The organism is Streptomyces sp. CNT372, from assembly GCF_000377145.1.
The window spans coordinates 329148-350843 of sequence record NZ_KB897783.1 but is presented as its reverse complement, the minus strand read 5'-3'; the positions used below and the strand labels follow the sequence as shown (position 1 = coordinate 350843).

The 21696-nt window shown below is 71.6% G+C and carries 19 protein-coding genes and 1 riboswitch; of the genes, 15 read left to right on the top strand and 4 right to left on the bottom strand.

Features of this window, described 5'->3' with window-relative positions; genetic code table 11:
- Positions 1-73: 73 nt before the first annotated feature.
- The 4 genes from ctaC (at position 74) to C593_RS0118620 (ending at position 4591) form a co-directional block, all read left to right on the top strand.
- Positions 74-1075 carry an aa3-type cytochrome oxidase subunit II gene (ctaC, locus tag C593_RS0118635; protein WP_018848822.1) on the top strand — a complete coding sequence of 334 codons (1002 nt, stop codon included), beginning with the start codon at positions 74-76 and terminating at the stop codon, positions 1073-1075.
- Positions 1072-2811, top strand: coding sequence for an aa3-type cytochrome oxidase subunit I (gene ctaD, locus C593_RS0118630; RefSeq protein ID WP_018848821.1), 1740 nt, complete (start codon positions 1072-1074; stop codon positions 2809-2811). The genes ctaC and ctaD overlap by 4 nt, the downstream gene beginning before the upstream one ends.
- Positions 2808-3206: a cytochrome c oxidase subunit 4 gene (locus C593_RS0118625; protein ID WP_018848820.1), complete on the top strand. Its 399-nt coding sequence runs from the start codon at positions 2808-2810 to the stop codon at positions 3204-3206. Before ctaD ends, C593_RS0118625 begins: the two co-directional genes overlap by 4 nt.
- A 125-nt stretch (positions 3207-3331) precedes the next feature.
- Positions 3332-4591: an Ig-like domain-containing protein gene (locus tag C593_RS0118620; protein ID WP_018848819.1), complete on the top strand. Its 1260-nt coding sequence runs from the start codon at positions 3332-3334 to the stop codon at positions 4589-4591.
- A 177-nt stretch (positions 4592-4768) separates the two neighbouring features.
- On the opposite strand, the gene C593_RS0118615 is transcribed toward C593_RS0118620, so the two are convergent.
- Positions 4769-5170 (bottom strand): hypothetical protein, encoded by a 402-nt coding sequence (locus C593_RS0118615; RefSeq protein ID WP_018848818.1) that lies wholly within the window; start codon positions 5168-5170, stop codon positions 4769-4771.
- Between the two features lie 169 nt (positions 5171-5339).
- Here C593_RS0118615 and ctaE point away from each other — a divergent pair, with 169 nt between their 5' ends.
- The 6 genes from ctaE to C593_RS0118585 all read left to right on the top strand — a co-directional run bounded on the left by ctaE (position 5340) and on the right by C593_RS0118585 (position 12647).
- On the top strand, positions 5340-5960 hold the full coding sequence (gene ctaE, locus C593_RS0118610; protein ID WP_026277823.1) for an aa3-type cytochrome oxidase subunit III: 621 nt from the start codon (positions 5340-5342) through the stop codon (positions 5958-5960).
- Between the two features lie 92 nt (positions 5961-6052).
- A complete protein-coding gene (gene qcrC, locus C593_RS0118605; protein WP_018848816.1) occupies positions 6053-6862 on the top strand; it encodes a cytochrome bc1 complex diheme cytochrome c subunit in 810 nt (269 codons plus the stop codon).
- On the top strand, positions 6859-7935 hold the full coding sequence (gene qcrA / locus C593_RS0118600) for a cytochrome bc1 complex Rieske iron-sulfur subunit (protein WP_018848815.1): 1077 nt from the start codon (positions 6859-6861) through the stop codon (positions 7933-7935). The genes qcrC and qcrA overlap by 4 nt, the downstream gene beginning before the upstream one ends.
- The gene (gene qcrB, locus C593_RS0118595) at positions 7932-9557 is read left to right on the top strand and encodes a cytochrome bc1 complex cytochrome b subunit (protein ID WP_018848814.1); all 1626 of its coding nucleotides are present in this window, start codon (positions 7932-7934) and stop codon (positions 9555-9557) included. Before qcrA ends, qcrB begins: the two co-directional genes overlap by 4 nt.
- 144 nt (positions 9558-9701) lie before the next feature.
- Positions 9702-10766 (top strand): anthranilate phosphoribosyltransferase, encoded by a 1065-nt coding sequence (trpD, locus tag C593_RS0118590; protein ID WP_018848813.1) that lies wholly within the window; start codon positions 9702-9704, stop codon positions 10764-10766.
- Positions 10767-10873: 107 nt separating this feature from the next.
- Positions 10874-10991, top strand: a riboswitch (SAM riboswitch).
- A gap of 198 nt (positions 10992-11189) precedes the next feature.
- Positions 11190-12647: an aminotransferase class V-fold PLP-dependent enzyme gene (locus tag C593_RS0118585; RefSeq protein WP_018848812.1), complete on the top strand. Its 1458-nt coding sequence runs from the start codon at positions 11190-11192 to the stop codon at positions 12645-12647.
- 91 nt (positions 12648-12738) lie between these two features.
- Here the strand turns inward: C593_RS0118585 and C593_RS0118580 are convergent, their stop codons facing one another.
- Together C593_RS0118580 and C593_RS0118575 are read right to left on the bottom strand one after the other, a co-directional pair.
- The gene (locus C593_RS0118580; protein WP_005318592.1) at positions 12739-13020 is read right to left on the bottom strand and encodes an Lrp/AsnC family transcriptional regulator; all 282 of its coding nucleotides are present in this window, start codon (positions 13018-13020) and stop codon (positions 12739-12741) included.
- Entirely contained in the window at positions 13017-13757 is a 741-nt protein-coding gene (locus C593_RS0118575; RefSeq protein WP_026277822.1) for a rhomboid family intramembrane serine protease, read from the bottom strand. The genes C593_RS0118580 and C593_RS0118575 overlap by 4 nt, the downstream gene beginning before the upstream one ends.
- Positions 13758-13908: 151 nt before the next feature.
- Between C593_RS0118575 and C593_RS0118570 the strand changes: the two genes are divergently transcribed.
- The 5 genes from C593_RS0118570 (at position 13909) to C593_RS0118550 (ending at position 20211) form a co-directional block, all read left to right on the top strand.
- A complete protein-coding gene (locus C593_RS0118570) occupies positions 13909-14151 on the top strand; it encodes a hypothetical protein (protein WP_018848810.1) in 243 nt (80 codons plus the stop codon).
- 37 nt (positions 14152-14188) lie between these two features.
- Positions 14189-15550, top strand: coding sequence for an NYN domain-containing protein (locus C593_RS0118565; RefSeq protein ID WP_018848809.1), 1362 nt, complete (start codon positions 14189-14191; stop codon positions 15548-15550).
- A 317-nt stretch (positions 15551-15867) separates the two neighbouring features.
- The gene (locus tag C593_RS0118560; protein WP_018848808.1) at positions 15868-16893 is read left to right on the top strand and encodes a C40 family peptidase; all 1026 of its coding nucleotides are present in this window, start codon (positions 15868-15870) and stop codon (positions 16891-16893) included.
- A gap of 218 nt (positions 16894-17111) precedes the next feature.
- Complete coding sequence (locus tag C593_RS0118555; RefSeq protein WP_018848807.1) at positions 17112-18146, top strand: C40 family peptidase; 1035 nt, start codon at positions 17112-17114, stop codon at positions 18144-18146.
- A gap of 838 nt (positions 18147-18984) precedes the next feature.
- Positions 18985-20211: a hypothetical protein gene (locus tag C593_RS0118550; protein ID WP_106434686.1), complete on the top strand. Its 1227-nt coding sequence runs from the start codon at positions 18985-18987 to the stop codon at positions 20209-20211.
- Here the strand turns inward: C593_RS0118550 and C593_RS29980 are convergent.
- Positions 20168-21652 (bottom strand): glycosyltransferase family 87 protein, encoded by a 1485-nt coding sequence (locus tag C593_RS29980; RefSeq protein WP_018848805.1) that lies wholly within the window; start codon positions 21650-21652, stop codon positions 20168-20170. The genes C593_RS0118550 and C593_RS29980 overlap by 44 nt on opposite strands.
- Positions 21653-21696 lie beyond the last annotated feature (44 nt).

Genomic DNA, 21696 nt, shown 5'->3' with positions numbered 1-21696 from the left:
TCAGGGCCGGCGACCGACCAGCGAGACGGCCGCAGCCCGGCCGCGCGGGCCGAGACTCTCGGGAAGGCGCTACGTGAGTCCCAACGGCTCCGACCTCCCCCACGGCCCGCAGGGCGTGGGAGGCACCCCCATGCCGCGGCGCCCGAAGCGGCGGAAGCTGCCACAGGTGCTGACTGCGGGCCTGATCCTGGCCACCGCCTCCGGTTGCGAATACAACTGGGAGGATTTCCCCCGCCTGGGCATGCCCACTCCGGTGACGGAGGAGGCCCCCATCATCCTCTCCCTCTGGCAGGGCTCGTGGGCGGCCGCGCTCGCCACGGGTGTGCTGGTGTGGGGTCTGATCCTGTGGAGTGTCTTCTTCCACCGGCGCAGCCGCACCAAGGTGGAGGTCCCTCCGCAGACCCGGTACAACATGCCCATCGAGGCGCTGTACACCGTGGTCCCGATCATCATCGTCTCGGTGTTCTTCTACTTCACCGCGCGTGACGAGTCGAAGCTCCTCGCCCTCTCGGACAAGCCCGCCCACACCATCAACGTGGTCGGCTACCAGTGGAGCTGGGGCTTCAACTACATCGAGGACGTGGACGGCGACGCCACGAGCGGCAGCGAGATCCCGGTGGAACTCGACGCCATCCCGGACAAGTACCAGAAGCAGTTCCCCGCGGGCGCCGAGGGCGTCTACGACGCCGGCATCCCCGGCACGCGGAACCCGCAGACGGGCAACCCCGGGCCGACGCTCTGGCTGCCGAAGGGCGAGAAGGTCCGGTTCGTCCTGACCTCCCGTGACGTCATCCACTCCTTCTGGGTGGTCCCCTTCCTCTTCAAGCAGGACGTCATCCCCGGCCACACCAACGTGTTCGAGGTGACGCCGAAGGACGAGGGCACCTTCCTGGGCAAGTGCGCCGAGCTCTGCGGCGTCGACCACTCCCGGATGCTCTTCAACGTCAAGGTCGTCTCCCCGGAGCGCTACCAGCAGCACCTGAAGGAGCTGGCCGAGAAGGGGCAGACCGGCTACATCCCGTCCGGCATCGAGCAGACGGACCCGGCCAGGAACGCGGAGAAGAACCAACTGTGAGCATCCTCAACGAACCCCAGGGTGCCGCCGAAGCAGCTGAGGACTCTTACGAGAACGAGCTGCCCCCGCGGCGCAAGCAGGCCGGAAGCGTCGTGGTGAAGTGGCTGACGACCACCGACCACAAGACGATCGGCACGCTCTACCTCGTCACGTCGTTCGCGTTCTTCTGCATCGGCGGTCTGATGGCGCTCGTGATGCGCGCCGAGCTGGCCCGTCCGGGCACGCAGATCATGTCGAACGAGCAGTTCAACCAGGCGTTCACGATGCACGGCACGATCATGCTGCTGATGTTCGCGACGCCGCTGTTCGCCGGTTTCGCGAACTGGATCATGCCGCTGCAGATCGGCGCGCCGGACGTGGCGTTCCCGCGGCTGAACATGTTCGCGTACTGGCTGTACCTCTTCGGTTCGCTGATCGCGGTGGCCGGCTTCCTCACCCCGCAGGGTGCGGCGGACTTCGGCTGGTTCGCGTACGCGCCGCTGAACGACGCGGTCCGCTCGCCGGGTGTGGGCGCCGACATGTGGATCATGGGTCTGGCCTTCTCCGGCTTCGGCACGATCCTCGGTTCGGTCAACTTCATCACCACGATCATCTGCATGCGCGCCCCGGGCATGACGATGTTCCGGATGCCGATCTTCACCTGGAACGTCCTGCTGACCGGTGTCCTGGTCCTGCTCGCCTTCCCGGTGCTGGCCGCGGCGCTGTTCGCGCTGGAGGTGGACCGGAAGTTCGGTTCGCATGTCTTCGACGCGTCGAACGGCGGGGCGCTGCTGTGGCAGCACCTGTTCTGGTTCTTCGGCCACCCCGAGGTGTACATCATCGCGCTGCCGTTCTTCGGCATCGTCTCGGAGGTCATTCCGGTCTTCTCCCGTAAGCCGCTGTTCGGTTACGTCGGCCTGATCGGTGCGACCATCGCCATCGCGGGGCTGTCGGTGACGGTGTGGGCGCACCACATGTACGTCACCGGCGGTGTGCTGCTGCCGTTCTTCTCGTTCATGACGTTCCTGATCGCGGTGCCGACCGGTGTGAAGTTCTTCAACTGGATCGGCACGATGTGGAAGGGCTCGCTCTCCTTCGAGACGCCGATGCTCTGGACGATCGGCTTCCTGGTCACCTTCCTCTTCGGTGGTCTGACCGGTGTTCTGCTGGCGTCGCCGCCGCTGGACTTCCACGTCTCGGACTCGTACTTCGTGGTGGCCCACTTCCACTACGTGGTCTTCGGCACGGTCGTGTTCGCGATGTTCGCCGGATTCCACTTCTGGTGGCCCAAGTTCACCGGCAAGATGCTCGACGAACGGCTCGGGAAGATCACCTTCTGGACCCTGTTCATCGGCTTCCACGGCACCTTCCTCGTCCAGCACTGGCTGGGCGCCGAGGGCATGCCCCGCCGGTACGCGGACTACCTGGCGGCCGACGGCTTCACCGCGCTGAACACCATCTCCACGATCAGCTCGTTCCTGCTGGGCCTGTCGATCCTGCCGTTCATGTACAACGTCTGGAAGACGGCCAAGTACGGCAAGCCCGTCACGGTGGACGACCCGTGGGGCTACGGCCGCTCCCTGGAGTGGGCGACCTCCTGCCCGCCCCCGCGGCACAACTTCCTCACCCTGCCCCGCATCCGCAGTGAATCCCCGGCGTTCGACCTGCACCACCCGGAGATCGCGGCCCTGGACCAGCTGGAGCACAACGGTGTTCCCGCGGCCGCCGTGGCCGGTGGCAAGGAGGAGAGCAAGTGAAGATCCAGGGCAAGATGTTCCTCTGGCTGAGCGTCTTCATCCTGGCCGTCGCCGTCCTGTACGGCGTCTGGTCGAAGGAGCCGGTCGGCACCACGGCGCTCTTCCTGTCCTTCGGCCTGACGGTCATGATCGGCTACTACCTGGCCTTCACGGCCAAGCGTGTGGACGCCATGGCCCAGGACGACAAGGAAGCCGATGTGGCGGACGAGGCCGGCGAGGTCGGCTTCTTCTCCCCGCACAGCTGGCAGCCGCTCTCGCTGGCCGTCGGTGGCGCGCTCGCCTTCCTGGGCGTCGCGATCGGCTGGTGGCTGCTCTACTTCTCGCTACCGCTCCTCCTGGTCGGACTGTTCGGCTGGGTGTTCGAGTACTACCGCGGTGAGAACCAGAACCAGTAACCGCAGCAACCGCGCACCGCAGTAAGGCGATCGGGCCCGGACACACCTCCGAGGGGGTGTATCCGGGCCCCTCGTTTGGAGTCATCCAGCGCGCCGCCGCTGACACGCGTCCATAGCGTGTGCTCATGAACCACACGCCTCGCTTCCGCACCGCCGTCAGCCTCGTTCTGCTGGTCGTGACCCTCGGGACGGTCGCGACCGCGTGCGGCGAACCCGACTCCCACCCGCTGTCCGCCCAGCCGTACGACGCGGCCGACCGCGTCGCCTTCAACACGGAGACCGGCAGCCGCAAGGTGGACCCGGACAAGCCGCTCGAGGTCACCACCAAGGGCGGCGACATCCGCATCACCGACGTGACGGTCACCGACGACGCCGGCCGGCGTCTCGCGGGCGAACTCTCCGCCGACGGCGTCCGCTGGCGCTCCACGGCCCCCCTGGCGGCCGGTGCCCGCTACACGATGCGGGTCTCCACGGAGGACGGGGAGGGGGCCCCCGGCGTCCGCGTCCTCACCTTCGAGACCACGCCCGCCAAGCGCTTCCTGACGGCCGAGTTCGGCCCGGAGGCGGGCACCTACGGCGTCGGCCAGCCGGTCACGGCCAAGCTCAGCATGGCCGTCAAGGACCCCAAGGGCCGGGGCGTCGTCGAGCGGGCCCTGAAGGTGAACTCCAAGCCCGCCGTCGAGGGTGCCTGGTACTGGGTCGACGACAAGACCCTGCACTTCCGCCCGAAGGAGTACTGGCCCGCCGGTGCGACGGTGACCGCCAGCAGCAACCTCCGGGGCGTCAAGGTCGCCGGGAAGCTCTACGGGGGCCCCTCGAAGCCGCTGAAGCTGACCATCGGCGACCGCATAGAAGCGATCACGGACGCCGCGGCCCACACCATGGTGGTCAAGCGCAACGGCGAAGTGATCAACACCATTCCGGTGACCACCGGCAAGCCGGGCTTCGACACCCGCAACGGCGTCAAGGTCGTCCTCGCGAAGGAACAGTTCGTACGGATGCGCGGGACGAGCATCGGCATCGCCGAGGGCAGCTCCGAGTCCTACGACCTGCCCGTGTACTGGGCCACCCGGGTCACCTGGAGCGGCGAGTACGTCCACGCGGCCCCCTGGTCCGTCGGCTCCCAGGGCTCGGCCAACGTCAGCCACGGCTGCACCGGGATGTCCACCGCGAACGCCCAGTGGTTCTTCGAGACCGTGCGGCAGGGCGACATCGTCTCCGTCGTCAACAGCTACGGCGACATGATGGCGCCCTTCGGCAACGGCTTCGGCGACTGGAACCTGTCCTGGGACAAATGGCGCGAGGGCTCGGCCCTGAACGGCGGCGGCAACGAGGAGAACGCCTCCCCGTCCACCACCGCCCGCCTGCGGCCCGTGGCGCTGTGACCTTCTGGGGCTCGGTTCGCCTCCGGGGCGCTTTCGGACGGCGTCGACGGTCGATCGTGCTCGGCCACTCGTACCTCGCGGCCTGTGCGCGTTCTCCCTTTCGACGCCGTCGCGCCCCTTCGGCTCACTCGCCGGGGTGCCGGGCGCCCTCCGCCCGCTTGCGGCCGCGCAGCGGCCCTACGCGTCCAGGGAGAGCCGGGTGCGGAGCAGGGCGGCCAGGGCGCCGGCGAACTCGACCGGGTCGACCGGGAGGGTCACCGCGGACTCCGCCCGGCTCCAGGTGGCCAGCCAGGCGTCCTGCGGGCGGCCCATCAGCAGCAGCACCGGCGGGCAGTCGAAGATCTCGTCCTTGATCTGCCGGCACACGCCCATACCGCCCGCCGGGACCGTCTCGCCGTCCAGTACGCAGACGTCGATCCCGCCCTCGTCCAGGGCCTTCAGCACGGCCGGCAGGGTCGCGCACTCGACGAAGGTCACCGGTGGGACGTCCGCCGCCGGCCTGCGACCCGCCGCCAGCCGGACCTGTTCGCGGGTGTTCGCGTCGTCGCTGTAGACCAGGACCGTGGCGCTCGACTGCATGGTTCCTCCGCCTCGTACGAACAGAGCTTGTGGCGCGGATGCTACTCCTCCCGACTGCCTGTCAACACCGGTTCGGAAACCCCTTCGATGGGCCGTTCGGGCTGGACGGGAGCCACTGACACACCGAACGGCACCCCCCGGAGTGAGGGCGGGATAAGCGACCGACATAATGTCGGTCGTGGCGACAGCAACGACAGTAGAAACCGGGCACGCGCACCCGTCGGTCAATCGGCCGAACCTCACCAGCGTCGGAACCATCATCTGGTTGAGTTCCGAGCTGATGTTCTTCGCGGCCCTCTTCGCGATGTACTTCACCCTGCGATCGGTGACAGGTCCCGAGTTCTGGTCCGAGAAGGCGGACACGCTCAACCTCCCGTTCTCGGCGACCAACACCACGATCCTGGTGCTCTCCTCCCTCACCTGCCAGCTCGGCGTCTTCGCCGCCGAGCGGGGCGATGTGAAGAAGCTCCGGACGTGGTTCATCGTCACGTTCGTGATGGGTGCGATCTTCATCGGAGGCCAGGTCTTCGAGTACACCGAGCTGGTCAAGCACGAGGGCCTCTCGCTCTCGTCCGACCCGTACGGCTCGGTGTTCTACCTGACCACCGGCTTCCACGGCCTGCACGTGACGGGTGGCCTCATCGCCTTCCTGCTGGTGCTCGCCAGGACGTACGCGGCCAGGAGATTCACCCACGAGCAGGCAACCGCCGCCATCGTCGTGTCCTACTACTGGCACTTCGTCGATGTCGTCTGGATCGGCCTCTTCGCCACGATCTACCTGATCAAGTAATCCGGCGAGGCGCGCCGGCCCGGAGCCGGGCGGCCCGCAGCAGACACAGTCCAGAAGCATCGACGCAGAAGATCCTGACACCGGGGTAATCCGTGAAAAAGCTCTCCGTACGACGACGCCATCCGCTGGCGGCGGTCGTCGTCCTACTCCTCGCGCTGGCGGCCACTGGGGGGCTGTACGCCGCGTTCGCACCCGCGGACAAGGCGCAGGCCGATGAAACCGCCCAGTCCCTCGCCATCAAGGAGGGCCAGAAGCTCTACACCGTGGGCTGCGCAAGCTGCCACGGAACCGGCGGTCAGGGCACCAGCGACGGTCCCTCCCTGGTCGGCGTGGGCTCCGCCGCGGTCGACTTTCAGGTCGGCACCGGCCGTATGCCCGCCCAGCAGCCCGGCGCGCAGGTGCCGAAGAAGAAGAACATCTACTCCCAGAAGGAGATCGACCAGCTCGCCGCTTACGTCGCCTCCCTGGGAGCGGGTCCGATCACTCCGACCAAGGAGCAGTACGACCCGTCCGGAGCGGACATCGCCAACGGCGGTGAGCTGTTCCGCACCAACTGCGCCCAGTGCCACAACTTCACCGGCAAGGGCGGCGCGCTCACCACGGGCAAGTACGCCCCGGACCTGAACGGCGTCAGCCCGAAGCACCTGTACGAGGCCATGCAGACGGGCCCGCAGAACATGCCGTCCTTCCCCGACGGGGTCATGCCCGAGCAGGAGAAGCGCGACATCATCGCCTACGTCAAGGCCGTGAACAGCGAGGACACCCCCTCCCCGGGCGGCTTCGGCCTCGGTGGTATCGGCCCGGTGGCCGAGGGTCTGTTCGGCTGGGTCTTCGGTCTGGGCTCGCTGATCGCTGTTGCCATCTGGGTTGCGGCCCACACCGCTAAGGCCAAGAAGTCATGAGTAGCCAAGAGAATTCAGAAGAGAACCTGCCGGCAGGGCAGGGCACCGCGCACGAAGCAGCTCACGGTGGCGGCACCGCCGTCGCGCAGCACGGCGAGGACCCCTTCGCCGATCCGGGACTGCCGGCCCACAAGCCGCGCATCCAGGACATCGACGAGCGGGCGGCCAAGCGCTCCGAGCGCACCGTGGCCCTGATGTTCGCGCTGTCGATGCTCGCCACGATCGGCTTCATCGCCTCGTTCGTGATCTTCCCCATCGACAAGAACATCTACGTCTGGCCGATCGGCCTGGTCAGCGCGCTGAACCTGTCGCTGGGCCTGACGCTGGGCCTGGCGCTCTTCCTCATCGGCGCGGGCGCCGTCCACTGGGCGCGCACCCTGATGTCCGACGTCGAGGTGGCGGACGACCGTCACCCGATCGAGGCCACCCCCGAGGTCAAGGCCAAGGTCCTGTCGGACTTCGCGGACGGCGCGCGCGAGTCGGCCCTCGGCCGCCGCAAGCTGATCCGCAACACCATGTTCGGCGCGCTGGCCATGGTGCCGCTCTCCGGTGTGGTGCTGCTGCGAGAGCTCGGCCCGCTGCCCGAGGACAAGCTGCGCAAGACCCTGTGGGCCAGGGGCAAGCTGCTCATCAACATGAACACCAATGAGCCGCTGCGTCCCGAGGACGTGGTCGTCGGCTCCCTGACCTTCGTCAAGCCCGAGGGTCTGGAGGAGTCCAACCACGACTTCAACAACGAGATCGCCAAGGCCGCCGTGATGATCGTCCGGATCCAGCCGGAGGAGATCAAGGACAAGCGCGAGCTCGAGTGGTCGTACGAGGGCATCGTCGCCTACTCGAAGATCTGCACCCACGTCGGCTGCCCGGTCAGCCTGTACGAGCAGCAGACGCACCACGTCCTCTGCCCGTGCCACCAGTCCACCTTCGACCTCTCCGACGGCGCCCGCGTCATCTTCGGTCCGGCCGGTCACCCCCTTCCGCAGCTGCGGATCGGTGTGAACGCCGAGGGCAACCTCGAGGCGCTCGGCGACTTCGAAGAGCCCGTCGGTCCTGCCTTCTGGGAGCGCGGATGAGCACTGCGACAGACACACGCAAGAAGGCACCCGCCGGCGAGAAGGTCGCCGACTGGGCCGACGGCCGGCTCGGGATCTACTCCCTGGCCAAGGCCAACATGCGGAAGATCTTCCCGGACCACTGGTCCTTCATGCTGGGTGAGATCTGCCTCTACAGCTTCATCATCATCATCCTCACGGGTGTGTACCTGACGCTGTTCTTCCACCCGAGCATGAACGAGATCGAGTACCACGGCTCGTACGTGCCGATGCAGGGCATCCGCATGACCGAGGCGTACGCCTCGACCCTGGACATCAGCTTCGACGTCCGCGGTGGTCTGCTCATCCGGCAGATCCACCACTGGGCCGCGCTGATCTTCCTCGCGGGCATGTTCGTGCACATGATGCGCGTCTTCTTCACGGGCGCGTTCCGCAAGCCGCGTGAGATCAACTGGCTGTTCGGCTTCCTGCTGTTCGTCCTGGGCATGTTCACCGGTTTCACCGGCTACTCGCTCCCGGACGACCTGCTCTCCGGCACCGGTGTCCGCTTCACGCAGGGCGCGATCCTGTCGGTGCCGATCGTCGGCACCTACATCTCGATGTTCCTGTTCGGCGGGGAGTTCCCGGGCCACGACATCATCGCCCGGTTCTACTCGATCCACATCCTGCTGCTGCCGGGCATCATGCTCGGCCTCGTGGTGGCGCACCTGATCCTGGTCTTCTACCACAAGCACACGCAGTTCCCCGGGCCCGGCAAGACGAACAAGAACGTCGTCGGCATGCCGCTTCTGCCGGTCTACATGGCCAAGGCCGGAGGCTTCTTCTTCCTGGTCTTCGGTCTGATCGCGATCATCTCCGCGCTGTTCACGATCAACCCGATCTGGGCGCTCGGCCCCTACCGGCCGGACCAGGTGTCCACCGGCGCCCAGCCCGACTGGTACATGGGCTTCGCCGAGGGTCTGATCCGTGTGATGCCCGGCTGGGAGATCAACCTCTGGGGCCACACCCTGGTCCTGGGTGTGTTCATCCCGCTGGTGATCTTCGGTGTGGTGCTCGGCGCGATCGCGGTGTACCCGTTCATCGAGTCCTGGATCACGGGCGACAAGCGCGAGCACCACATCCTGGACCGCCCGCGCAACGCCCCGACGCGCACCGCCCTCGGTGTCGCCTGGGTCGTCGGCTACGTGATCATGCTGCTGGGTGGCGGAAACGACATCTTCGCGACGCACTTCCACATGTCGATCAACGCGATCACCTGGTTCGTCCGGATCACGTACTTCGTCGGACCGGTCCTCGCGTTCATCATCACCAAGCGGATCTGCCTGGGTCTGCAGCGCCGCGACAGGGAGAAGGTGCTGCACGGGCGCGAGTCCGGCATCATCAAGCGCCTGCCGCACGGTGAGTTCGTCGAGATCCACGAGCCGCTGTCGGCCGAGGCCCGGTACGCCCTGGTCGCGCACGACCAGTACAAGCCGGCCGAACTCGGTCCCGAGGTCGACGAGAACGGCGTCCGCCGCAAGATCGGGCGGATGGAGAAGCTGCGCGTGAAGCTCAGCAAGGGCTACTACGGCGAGAACAACCAGATCGCCAAGCCCACGGCCGAGGAGTACCGGGAGATCACGGAGGGCCACGGCCACCACTGATCCCGAGCCTCCGCCGACCGGAGGTCGCCACCGCGAGGGCCCCGTCCGTACGCCGGACGGGGCCCTTCGCGCTGCCGCCGCCTGGATAGGGTGGAGACCTCTTTTCCCGACGGCCCCCGGCCCCCGGACCCCCTGGAGCGGACCATGAACGCATCGACCCCGGACGGCGGCGACAGCGTGGCGGACCTCTCCTGGCCCGCCGTACTGAACGCCCTCCTCGACAACCGCGACCAGAGCGCCGACGCGACCGCCTGGGCCATGGACCGCATCCTGCGGGGCGAGGCCAGCGACGCGCAGATCGCCGGATTCGCCACCGCCCTGCGCGCCAAGGGCGAGACGGTCCAGGAGATCACCGGCCTGGTGCGGACCATGTACGCGCACGCCAATCTGATCGACGTGCCCGGGGCCACCGTCGACATCGTCGGGACCGGCGGGGACGGCGCGAAGACGGTCAACATCTCCACGATGTCCGCGATCGTGGTGGCCGGCACCGGCGCCAAGGTGGTCAAGCACGGCAACCGGGCCGCCTCCTCCGCGAGCGGGGCCTCCGACGTGCTGGAGAAGCTGGGGGTCAACCTCGATCTCACCCCCCACCGGGTGGCGCAGGTCGCCGACGAGGCGGGGATCACCTTCTGCTTCGCGGTGAAGTTCCACCCCGCCCTGCGGCATGTCGCCACCGCCCGCAAGGAGCTGGGCATCCGCACGGTCTTCAACTTCCTCGGCCCGCTGACCAACCCGGCCCGGGTACGGGCCCAGGCCACCGGAGTCGCCGACGCCCGGATGGCGCCGATCCTCGCCGGGGTCCTCGCCGAACGCGGCTCCTCCGCGCTCGTCTTCCGCGGCGACGACGGACTGGACGAGCTGACCACCACCGCCACCTCCAAGGTGTGGGTCGTCCGGGACGGGGCCGTGCGCGAGGAGACCTTCGACCCCCGGGACATCGGCATCGACCTGGTGCCCGTGGAGGCGCTGCGCGGCGCGGACGCGTCCTACAACGCGGATGTGGCCCGCCGGCTACTGGGCGGCGAGACCGGCCCGGTGCGCGACGCGGTGCTGCTCAACTCCGCGGCGGCCCTGGCCGCCCTGGAGCCCACGGACGGCAGTCTGAACGAGCAGCTCGCGGCCGGTGTCGCGCGAGCCGCGCAGTCCATCGACTCGGGCGCGGCGCGGGCGGCCCTGGAGCGCTGGGTGGCGCTGAGCAACGCGTAGGCGCGGCGCGGCCGTTGGGCCGTGGCCGGGAGCGGTACGGGGAGCGGGGTCCGGATGCTGGACCCCGCTCTTGCGTGGTGGGCGGTCTGTGGCAGGATGCTTGCCAAGGTCATGAGTGACAGCGACTACGGCCCCGGCCCGCTGTCCGGCAACCCTCCGTCCGTGGCGGGGTGCCCCGGGTGAAGACCAGGCCGCAGGCAGCGAGGTCTGCGGCAAGCGCGGACCCCTTCACGGCTCTGGGGTCCTGGTCCCGAGGAGCTGTTCCGTGAGCAAGCGAATGTGCTAGGGCGTCCACCGCCCCTTCTTCACCCTCCGCACGAGGTGCCTTTCCTCCGGGTCCGGTCCGTGCGTCGAGGCAATCCCCGTGCCTCCGTCACGGGTCCGTCGAAGCCGTATCGCCTTTCACTGCCGGGAGAATCCGCCATGTCCGTGCGCCCTGACGCCGTCGCCACCGCCGCTCCGACCGCTGCCCCCGCCGCTGTGCCCGCGCCCGCTGTCGCCCCCGCCGCTGTGCCCGCGCCCGCCGCCGCCACCGAGGCCGAGCCCTGCTGCGCGGCCCCGCTGCCCGTCCTCGGCGGGGACGTCACCGTCCCGCTCGTGACCGGTGGCGAGGCCCCCTACGCGGCCCTGGACTACGCGGCGAGCGCCCCCGCCCTCCAGCGCGTCTGGGACGACGTCGCCGCGTACGCGCCCTACTACGGCAGCGTGCACCGGGGCGCCGGCTACCTCTCGCAGCTCTCCACCGAGCTGTTCGAGACCAGCCGCGCCACGGTCGCCGGGTTCCTGGACTGCCGGGAGGAGGACCAGGTCGTCTTCACCCGTTCCACCACCGACTCCCTCAACCTCCTCGCAGGGGCCCTGCCCGAGGGCTGCCAGGTCTTCGTCTTCGAGACCGAGCACCACGCCTCCCTGCTGCCCTGGCGGGACGCCCGGGTGACCTTCCTGGACGCGCCCCGCACCCCCGGCGAGGCCGTGCGGACCCTGGAGCACGCACTCGCCGACCGCGACCCCTACGGCCCCGCGCTGGTCTGCGTCACCGGGGCGTCCAACGTCACGGGCGAGCTGTGGCCGGTGAAGGAGCTGGCCGCCGCCGCCCACGCGCACGGCGCCCGTATCGTCCTGGACGCGGCCCAGCTCGCGCCCCACCACCCGGTGTCGGTCCGCGAACTGGACGTGGACTGGGTCGCGTTCTCCGGGCACAAGCTGTACGCGCCCTTCGGCTCCGGTGTCCTCGCCGGGCGCTCCGACTGGCTCCGGGAGGCGGAGCCGTACCTCGCGGGCGGCGGCGCCTCGCGCACGGTCTCCCGGCGCCCGGACGGCGGGGTGGACGTCGCATGGCACACCACCGCCGCCCGCCACGAGGCCGGTTCGCCCAACGTCATCGGCGTCTACGCGATCGCGTCCGCCTGCAAGGCCCTCACCGAGGCCGGGTTCGGCACCCTCGTGGAGCGGGAGCGGCACCTGATCGACACCGTGCGGGCCGGGCTCGCCGAGGTCCCCGAGGTGCGGGTGCTCTCCCTCTTCGGGGACGACGCGCCCCGGGTCGGCGTGATCTCCTTCGTCGTCGACGGCTGGAACAGCTCCCACTTCGCGGCCGCGCTCTCCGCCGAGTACGGGATCGGGGTGCGGGACGGGCTGTTCTGCGCGCACCCCCTGGTGCGCACCCTGCTCGGCGGCGAGCCCGGGGACACCGGCGAGTGCGGCTCCCCCGAGGCCGCCCCCGGGGAGAGGTCCCTGAACGCGATCCGGGTCAGCTTCGGCGCGGGCACGCCGGACGAGCATGTGCGTCGCTTCGTCGCCGCGGTGAGGGAACTGGTGCGGGACGGCGCCCGCTGGCGGTACCGCACCGAGGACGGGCGCTGCGTGCCCGACCGCGGCTGAGCCACCGCGCCGCGCCGCGGGTGCCGGGTCAGGCGGCCGGGCGGGTGCCCCCAGGTCCGTGCGCAACCCGCGACCCCGCGAGCCGGGGCGGTCAGGCGTCCAGGCCGATGGCGAACGCCGCCTCCAGGTCGTGCTGCGAGTACGTGCGGAAGGCGACGTGCGTGTCCGTGCCCTCCACCCCGGGGATCTTGCTGATGCGGCCGGGGATGACGTCCGCCAGGTCGTCGTGCTTCGCGACCCGCACCATGGCGATCAGGTCGTAGGTCCCGGTCACCGAGAAGACCTCGCTGACGCTGTCCAGCGCGGCGATCGACTCGGCGATCTCGGGGATCCGGTCCACGCTGGTCTTGATGAGCACGATCGCGGTGATCACGGCTTGCTGTCTCCCTCGCTGGCCGCTGCTGTTGCAGGTGCCCCAACTCTAGACCCACCCCGGTACCGCACCCAGGCGTAGAGGAAGCCCGCCGTGAACCCGGCCAGGTGGGCCAGGTAGGCCACCCCCGGGCCGCTGCCCGCGTTGTGCGCGGCCACCCACTGGAGGACGAACCAGAAGACCAGCACCGCCCAGGCGGGGAAGCGCAGGGGGAGGAAGAAGAGGAAGGGGAAGAGGCTGGTGACCCGGGCGCGCGGGAAGAGCCGGAGGAACGCGCCGAGCACCGCCGAGATCGCCCCGGACGCCCCTACCAGCGTCTGGTCGGAGTCCGCGTTGGCCACCGCGTACGCCAGCAGCGCGGCGTAGCCCGTTGCCAGGTAGAAGACCGCGAAGGCGAAGCGGCCCATGCGCTCCTCGGTCATCGCGCCGAAGACGTAGAGGAAGAGCATGTTGCCGAGCAGGTGCAGCCAGCTCCCGTGCACGAAGAGGGCGGTGAGCGGGGTCAGCAGGGCGCCCGGCGCACCGGACATCAGTTCGGCGGGGACCACTCCCCAGCGTTCGAAGTACGCCGCCTGCGCGGAGAGCACCTGGTCCCCGACGCCGTACGCCGGGTTCAGCCCGGAGACCGGGCTGATCAGGAAGAGCAGGCAGCACAGCGCGATCAGGGCGTACGTCACCGATGAGCCCCGCGCGGCGCCGCGCACCGCCCGCCGGGCCAGGTCCCGTCGACTGATCATGGACAGAGCATCGCGCAGCGGACCGGGGCGGACGGGGAACGCCTCGCCGTGACCGCGGGTACCGGTGAGGCCGTAGGGTTGCACGCAGTACATCCGCAGTTCGACGGCGCACCGCGGGTACCCGCATCCGCACGACGAAAAGGACGGCACGATGACGACGGTTCCCTCGCCGACCGCCGAGACCAGGTGGCGCTGCACCCTCTGCGGCAACCTCACGCGCTTCGATGTGACCCGTTCGTCGAAGGTCGTCGAGTACGTCCATCTGGACCTCGCCGGTGAGCCGACCGTCGAGGAGCGTGACGTGGTGAGTGAGACCATCGAGTCGGTCCGCTGCCGCTGGTGCAACGCGGTGGACCAGATCGAACTGGTGGACAGGCCCGGCGCCGCCTCCTGACAGGAGCGGCCCGCGACGGTGGTAGGGGTGACGGATCGTGGAGCAGCCTGGAGGCGGCGCTGAGGCGGCGGACGCGGCCGCAGGCGCCGAGGCGCTCGACCGGCCGCTGCCCGACGGCGTACGGCGCAAGGTCGTGGCCCTGGTCTCGGACGCGTTCGGCGGGCTGACCGTCTCCGAACTTCCGCCCCAGTTGCGGCAGTACGCCCGTTTCGCCCCCACCCGCCGGGCCCGGTTCGCGGGCAACGCGATGGCCGCCGCGCTCGACGGCGACCCGGTCTTCCGGCAGCGGATCGCCGACCGCCTCGCCAAGGGTCAGCCGGAGCTCGCCGCCGCCCTGGAGGCCGGGGCGGCGCCCGCGGCGGCCGACCCGGTGGACGTGGCGGCCGCCGCGTACGTCCTGCGCCCCGCCGGGTGGGTGAAGCTCGTCGCCGCCGCCGGCGAGGAGGTCGAACGGGCCGACGCCGAGCGTGCCGACGAGGAGAGCCGCCGCGAACTGGAGCGGCTGCGCGCCGAGCTGGCCGAGGCCCGGGGGCAGATCAAGGCGGAGACCGAGCGGCTCCGCACGGAGCTGGAGGCCGCCCGCAAGGAGGGCGAGTCCCTCGCCCGCAAGCTGCGCAGCGCCCAGGCGGACGTGAAGCGGGGCGAGGCCGCCCTGCGCAAGGCCGCCGCCGACGCGGACGCGGTCCGCGCCCAGGCCGCCGCCCAGGTCTCGGCCGCCGAGAGCGAGACCCGGCGGCTGAAGGCGCGCCTCGGCGAGGCCGAGGCGGCGGTGGAGGCGAGCCGCCGGGCGGCCCGAGAGGGGCGCTCGGTGGAGGACATGCGGCTGCGGCTGCTGCTGGACACCGTGCTCGACGCGGCCCAGGGCCTGCGCCGCGAACTCGCCCTGCCGCCCGCCGGGACGCACCCCGCGGACACCGTGGACGCGGTGGAGCCGGGGCGGATGTCCCCGAAGGACATCGCGGCCCGGGCGCTCTCCGAGACCGACCCGGCCCTGCTGGACCAGCTCCTCGAACTGCCTCAGTCCCATCTGGTCGTCGACGGCTACAACGTCACCAAGACCGGCTATCCGACGATGCCCCTGGAGAAGCAGCGGCTGCGGCTGCTCGGCGGGCTCTCGGTGCTGGCCGCGCAGACCGGCGCCGAGGTCACCTGCGTCTTCGACGGCGCCGAACTGGCCGCCCCGGTCCTGCTCGCGCCCCCGCGCGGGGTGCGGGTGCTCTTCTCCAAGCCGGGCGTCACCGCGGACGAGCTGATCCGCCAGCTGGTGCGGGCAGAGCCGCCGGGCCGGCCGGTGGTGGTCGTGTCGACGGACCGCGAGGTCGCCGACGGGGTGGCGCGGGCGGGGGCCCGCCCGGTCGCGTCCGCGATGCTCCTGAAGAGGCTTTCGCGCGTCTCGTAACTCCCTTCCCTCATGTCCGGATTGAGGTGAGAAGGGTGGGACGGCGAGTCAAGTGGCCATTACTACGCGTGTGATGTGAGTAAAGAATGCGCTTCACGCGTGAGATTTTTCCGATCAGGATTTGAACTGATCACGGCTGGGTCACTAGGGTCTGGCCTCGAACCTTCGCGCGGTTGATCACCCAGCCGGGGTGGCAGCGAAGGAACCGCCGAGTCCGTGCAGTTCGACCCCCTTTCCCCCGGGGCCCCGACGTGCGGACGCCGGGGTTTACGCCCCACAGCCCGGTAGGCGGCTCGAGGAAGAAGGAGCTCGCCTTCGTGGCGTCCCACCGTCGTCCCAAGCAGCCGAGCCGCGCCCGTGTGACCGTGCTCACCGCGACCGCCGCCGCGGCCGTCGCCCTGACCGCCCAGACCGCGCAGGCCGACCCGAAGCCGAGCAAGAGCGAGGTCAAGGAGAAGGTCGACAAGCTCTACCAGGAGGCGGAGCAGGCGACGGAGAAGTACAACGGCGCCAAGGAGAAGCAGGACAAGCTCGACGACCAGATCGACGCCCTCCAGGACAAGGTGGCGCGCGGTCAGGAGGAGCTCAACACCCTGCGGGACGGCCTGGGTTCGGTCGCGAGCGCGCAGTACCGCTCCGGAGGCATCGATCCCTCCGTCCAGCTCTTCCTCTCCGGCGACCCGGACACCTACCTCGACAAGGCGTCCGCGCTGGACCAGCTCGGCGCCAAGCAGACCGAGGCGATCCAGGAGATCCAGGCCAAGCAGCGCACCCTCGCGCAGCAGCGCCAGGAGGCCCGGGGCAAGCTCAAGGACCTTGACGAGGCCCGCACCGAGCTCGGCAAGAAGAAGAAGGAGGTCCAGGGCAAGCTCGCCGAGGCGCAGAAGCTCCTGAACTCCCTGACCGCCGCCGAGCGCGCCTCCCTCGCCGCCGACGAGTCCCGCGCCAACCGCGCCAGCGCCCGCGCCGACCTCGGCCCGTCCGTCCCGGCCTCCCAGCGCGCCTCCGCAGCCTTCGCCGCCGCCCAGTCCAAGATCGGCGTGCCCTACGTCTACGGCGCCAGCGGCCCCAACTCCTTCGACTGCTCGGGCCTCACCTCCTGGGCCTTCGCCCAGGCCGGCGTCTCCATCCCGCGCACCTCGCAGGCGCAGGCCAACGCCGGCCAGCGGATCTACTCCCAGAGCCAGCTCAAGCAGGGCGACCTGGTCATCTTCTACGGCGACCTGCACCACGTCGGCTTCTACGCCGGCAACGGCCAGGTGCTGCACGCGCCGCGCACGGGAGCCAACGTGCGCTACGAGTCGATCAACAACATGCCCTTCCAGTTCGGCGTGCGTATCTGACGGATCGTTCGCGGCGGGCCCACACCCGTCCGAACGGGGGAAATCCGTCACGCCCCGCTGACGCTCCGCCCCGCCGGTGACCTGTGGTCTCCGGCGGGGCGTCACTGTCCGTGCGCACGGCGGTCGTTGGTCGCCGCCCGAGGGCACCGCTACTGTCTGCCGCGCAACATCACCGTCTCGTCCGCGTCCTGCGACGCGTGCCGAAGGGAGCGCGGCCCGTGGTGTCCCACCGCCGACCCTCACAGACCGGTCTCGCCTCCGGCGCCCGTGCCACCGTGCTCACCGCCGCGGCGGCGACGGCGGCCGCGGCGCTCGGCACGGCGCCCGCGGTCGCCGAACCGGGCGGCGACCGGGCCACGGCCACCCGCGCGGACGTGGACCGCCTGCACACGGAGGCCGAGCGCGCCACCGAGCGGTTCAACGCCGCCGGGGAGCGGGCCGACCGGCTGCGGGAGCGGGTCGCCGACGCACAGGACCGGGTCGCCCGCGGGCAGGAGCGCATCAACGAGCTGCGGGACGCGCTCGGTTCGGTGGCCGGGGCGCAGTACCGCTCGGGCGGCATCGACCACGGCCTCGCGCTCTTCCTCTCCGCCGACCCGGACAGCTATCTGGACCGCGCCTCGGTCCTCGGCCGCGTCGGGGAACGCCAGTCGGGCGCCCTGGCCGCGCTCCGGAGCGAACAGCGCGACCTGGCCCAGGAGCGGGCCGAGGTCTCCCGCGACCTGACCGAACTGGAGCGCAGCCGGGCGGCCGTGGCCCGGCACAAGCGCACCGTCGAACGCAAGCTCGCCGAGGCCCGCCGGCTGCTGAACCGCCTCCCGGACGAGGAGCGCGCCGCACACGACCGGGCCTCCCGCTCCGGCCGGGACGGGGCCGTGCCGATGGGCGCGCTCACGGCGGCCGGCTCCCGGCACGCCTCGGCCGCGGCGGCGGCCGCGCAGGGGGCCGTCGGACGGCCGTACGTCTGGGGCGCCAACGGTCCCTCGGGCTTCGACTGCTCGGGCCTGGTGCAGTGGTCCTACGCGCAGGCGGGCGTCTCCCTGCCCCGCACCTCCCAGGCCCAGGCGAACGCGGGCCGCCGCGTCTCCCTGGCCGAGGCCCGCCCCGGCGACATCGTCACCTACCGGAGCGACGCCAGCCATGTCGCGATGTACATGGGCAACGGGCAGGTCGTCCACGCCCCCTACCCGGGGGCGGCGGTGCGCTACGACCCGGTGGGGATGATGCCGCTCCACGCGGTCACCCGCGTCTGACGGGACGGGGGCACGCGGCCCCCGCGTCCGACGGGGCCGGGCCCCGGGCGGGCGCGGCGCCCGCGGGGGACCACAGCGCGGGCCCGTCTGCGTGCCGCGGCCCGGCTGCGCCTCCGGGGCCGCACGGGGCTGCGGCCCGGGGCTCGCCCGCGACCGCCGGTCCGGTCGGACGGCTGTGGGCCCGCTGCGGCCGGACGGCGTGCCCGTGAGGGGACTACGGCCTGCAGCCTGCCTGCGTGCCGGGGCTCGGCTGCGCCTCCGGGCGCGCGCCGGTCCCGGCCCGGCAGGGCCGGAAAAGGGGCCCGGGGCGGTTCCGTCACGGCCGGACCCGTGGACCCGTCGTGGCCGGGCCCGAGGGCCCGTCTGCGTGCCGCGGCTCGGCTGCGCCTTCGCGGCTGCGCCTTCGCGGCTGCGCGGGGCTGCGGCCCGGGCTCGCCCGCGACTGCCGGTCCGGCCGGGCGGCCGTGGACCCGCTGCGGCCGGACGGCGTGCCCGGGGCCCGGGGCGGTTCCGTCACGGCCGGACCCGTGGGCCCGTCGTGGCCGGGCGGCCCGGTGCCCGTGAGGGGGACTACGGCCTGCGTGCCGGGGCTCGGCTGCGCCTCCGGGCGCGCGCCGGTCCCGGCCCGAGAGGGCCGGGGAAGGGGCCCGGGGCCGCACAGGACTGCGGGCCGGGGACCCGCTGCGGCCGGATCGGGACCGGCCCGGCCCGGCCCGTGGCGCACCCCCGCCCGGTCCGCGTACCCGGTCCGTGGCGGTGGACCTCGTGCCCGGCCCCCGGCGGCCGGATCGGGCCCCAGGGGCGGCCCCGGCGCGCCGGGTTCCGTACGATCGGCAGGGTGGCAGGTCAGGGGCGCACGGCAGTGGCGCGGTGGACGGCCGGGCTCGGGCTCGCCGGTCTGCTGCTGTCCGGCTGCACCGGCGCGGAGGAGCCGCCGCTCGACCCGACCGCCGAAGAGATCCAGGACACCCTGGACGACCGGGCCACCGCCGTCCTCGGCCAGGACCGGGCCGGCTGGCTGGCCGCCCTCGACCCCGCGGAGGGCGCCCTGCGCGCGGCCCAGGGCGAGGAGTTCGACAACCTCGCCGGCATCCCCCTCGAATCCTGGGAGTACCACGTCACCGGCGTGCGCCACCAGGGCGGCCGGGCCGTCGCCGACACCGAGCTGCGCTACCGCATCGAGGGCTACGACAGCGCCCCCGTCAGCTCCTCCCGCGTCATCGAGCTGGCCGAACGCGGCGACCGCTGGTACGTGACCGCCGAGCGGCCCGGCACCGGCGCGCCACAGGAACTGTGGCAGCAGGGCGCGGTCCGGGCGGTGCGGGGCGAGCACAGCCTGGTCCTCGGCGTCGGCCGGGAGGAGAGCGAGCTGCGGGAGCTGGCCGCCGCCACCGACCGTGCGGTGCCCACCGTGCGGGCCGGCTGGCCCGGCGAGTGGGCGGGCCGGGTCGTCGTCCTCGTCCCCTCGTCCGTGGAGTCCATGGGCCGCCTGCTCGGCGCCCCGGCGGCCGGGTACCGGGGGATCGCCGCGGTCACCACCGGCGAGGCGGGCGGCGGGGAGGGCTCGCCCGCGGATCGGGTGATCGTCAACCCGCAGGCGTACGGCCTGCTCGGGGAGGTGGGCAGGGACGTGGTCCTGGCGCACGAGACCACCCATGTCGCCACCCGCGCCGACACCTCGGCCGCCACGCCCATGTGGCTCTCCGAGGGCTTCGCCGACTGGGTCGCCTACCGGGACACCGGCCGCACGGACCCGGAGATAGCCCCCGAGCTGCGGGACGCGGTACGCGCGGGGGAGCTGCCCGCGGCCCTCCCCGACGACGAGGACTTCGCCTTCGGCGGGGACGGGGACACCCTGGCCCGGGCCTACGAGGGCGGACGGCTGGCCTGTGCGCTCGTCGCCGAGCGCTGGGGCGAGGAGCGGCTGGTCGAGTTCTACCGGGCGGTCGGCGCCCGTGAGCACCGGGACGGCTCGGTGGAGTACGCGCTCGCCGAGGTCCTGGGCACCACGGCGGAGGAGTTCACCGCGGCGTGGCGGGACTATCTGCAGGAGCGTCTCGGCTGACCGTGCCCCCGGAGCCCCCGGAGCCCCCGGAGCCCCCGGAGCCCCCGGAGCCGCCCGAGCCGCCGGTGCCGCCGGTGCCGCCGGTGCCGCCCGAGTCGTCGGGAGCGTCCGGACCGGTGCCGGCGGGCTGGTCGGCGGTCTCCTCGGCGGCGGCAGAGGAGGCGGCCGGGACCGGCACCGTCGCCCGCCACAGCGCCCGGCAGGCCAGCAGCGCCGCCGCGACCAGCAGCCCGTTGCGGACCACCAGCAGCGAGATCCCCAGCGGGTCGCTCGCCACCACATGGTCGAACCAGACCGGGAACTCCAGCGCGGTCACCGCCGTGGCCGCCGCCACCAGCAGCGCAGGCCGCGCCATCCGGGTGCCCGGCCGCACCAGGCACACCGCGGCCAGTCCCACGAGCCACACCAGGTACTGCGGACTGATCACCCGGCTGGTCACCGTGAACAGCAGCACCGCCGTGAACGCCGCATCCGCCGGGGTCCCCGGGCCCCAGGTCCGCGCCCGTAGCCGCCAGGCCACCAGCCACAGACCGGCCGCCGCCGCCAGCGCCACCGCGAGGGCGCTGACCAGCCCCACGTACGGGCCGATGAACTCGACCGAGCCGTAGTTCATCAGCACCTCCCCCTCCCAGCCCGCGTGCCGGGCGAGGTGGAAGACCAGGGCCCCGACCGACTCGATCTCGGTGCCCCGGTCCCGCTGGAAGGTCAGGAAGGCCAGCGCCCCCGGCATCGCCGCCGCCAGGACCGCCGTGAGCCCCACCGCCGTCACCCCGGCCGCCGTCCACGCCCGCCGGGTGGACCGCCCGCGCGCCGTCCCCAGCAGCACCAGCGCCGGCCACACCTTCAGCAGCGCCCCGAAGGCCGCCAGCGCGCCCGCCAGCCGGGGCCGACGGGCCAGGGTGAGCAGGGCCGCGACGGCGACGGCGGTGACCATCAGGTCATAGCGCGCGTACACCGTCGGCCCCAGCAGCGGCACCCCCGCGACCCACATCCAGGTCCCGCGCCGGCTCCGGCCGCGCCGCTCCGCGTACCGCAGCAGGACCAGCACCAGCAGATCGCAGAGGAGGACGAGGACGAAGAACGCCTCCGGGTAGTCCAGGCCGGGCAACAGCGCGGGGGAGAGGATCGCGAGGGCGGCCCCGGGCGGGTACTGCCAGGTCACATCGGCCAGCGGGTAGGTGCCGGTGCGCAGCACCTCGTACCAGCCCCGGTAGATCACCTCGACGTCGCTGGTCACGTCCGGGCCGCGCAGGGTGACGGCCCCGAGGACCATGAGCAGCAGCAGGACCCGCGTCGCCGCCCACACCGCGGCCGGGAGGGCGGTGCGGGCGGGCAGGGCGCCGCGCCGAGCGGTCCCCGGTGCCGTGGTGCCGGTACCCCTGGTGTCGGCATCTCTGCTGCCGGCATCTCTGCTGCCGGTACCCCTGCTGCCGGTCGCCATGGGTCAGCCCTCCGCCGGCCGCTGCCGGCCTCGTCCGTTGTGCG

Coding starts and splice junctions, on each gene's coding strand:
- qcrB (WP_018848814.1), top strand. CDS start 7,932: ATGAGCACTGCGACAGACACACGCAAGAAGGCACCCGCCGGCGAGAAG.
- C593_RS0118585 (WP_018848812.1), top strand. CDS start 11,190: ATGTCCGTGCGCCCTGACGCCGTCGCCACCGCCGCTCCGACCGCTGCC.
- qcrA (WP_018848815.1), top strand. CDS start 6,859: ATGAGTAGCCAAGAGAATTCAGAAGAGAACCTGCCGGCAGGGCAGGGC.
- ctaE (WP_026277823.1), top strand. CDS start 5,340: ATGTCGGTCGTGGCGACAGCAACGACAGTAGAAACCGGGCACGCGCAC.
- C593_RS0118620 (WP_018848819.1), top strand. CDS start 3,332: ATGAACCACACGCCTCGCTTCCGCACCGCCGTCAGCCTCGTTCTGCTG.
- C593_RS0118575 (WP_026277822.1), bottom strand. CDS start 13,757: ATGATCAGTCGACGGGACCTGGCCCGGCGGGCGGTGCGCGGCGCCGCG.
- trpD (WP_018848813.1), top strand. CDS start 9,702: ATGAACGCATCGACCCCGGACGGCGGCGACAGCGTGGCGGACCTCTCC.
- C593_RS0118615 (WP_018848818.1), bottom strand. CDS start 5,170: ATGCAGTCGAGCGCCACGGTCCTGGTCTACAGCGACGACGCGAACACC.
- C593_RS0118570 (WP_018848810.1), top strand. CDS start 13,909: ATGACGACGGTTCCCTCGCCGACCGCCGAGACCAGGTGGCGCTGCACC.
- C593_RS29980 (WP_018848805.1), bottom strand. CDS start 21,652: ATGGCGACCGGCAGCAGGGGTACCGGCAGCAGAGATGCCGGCAGCAGA.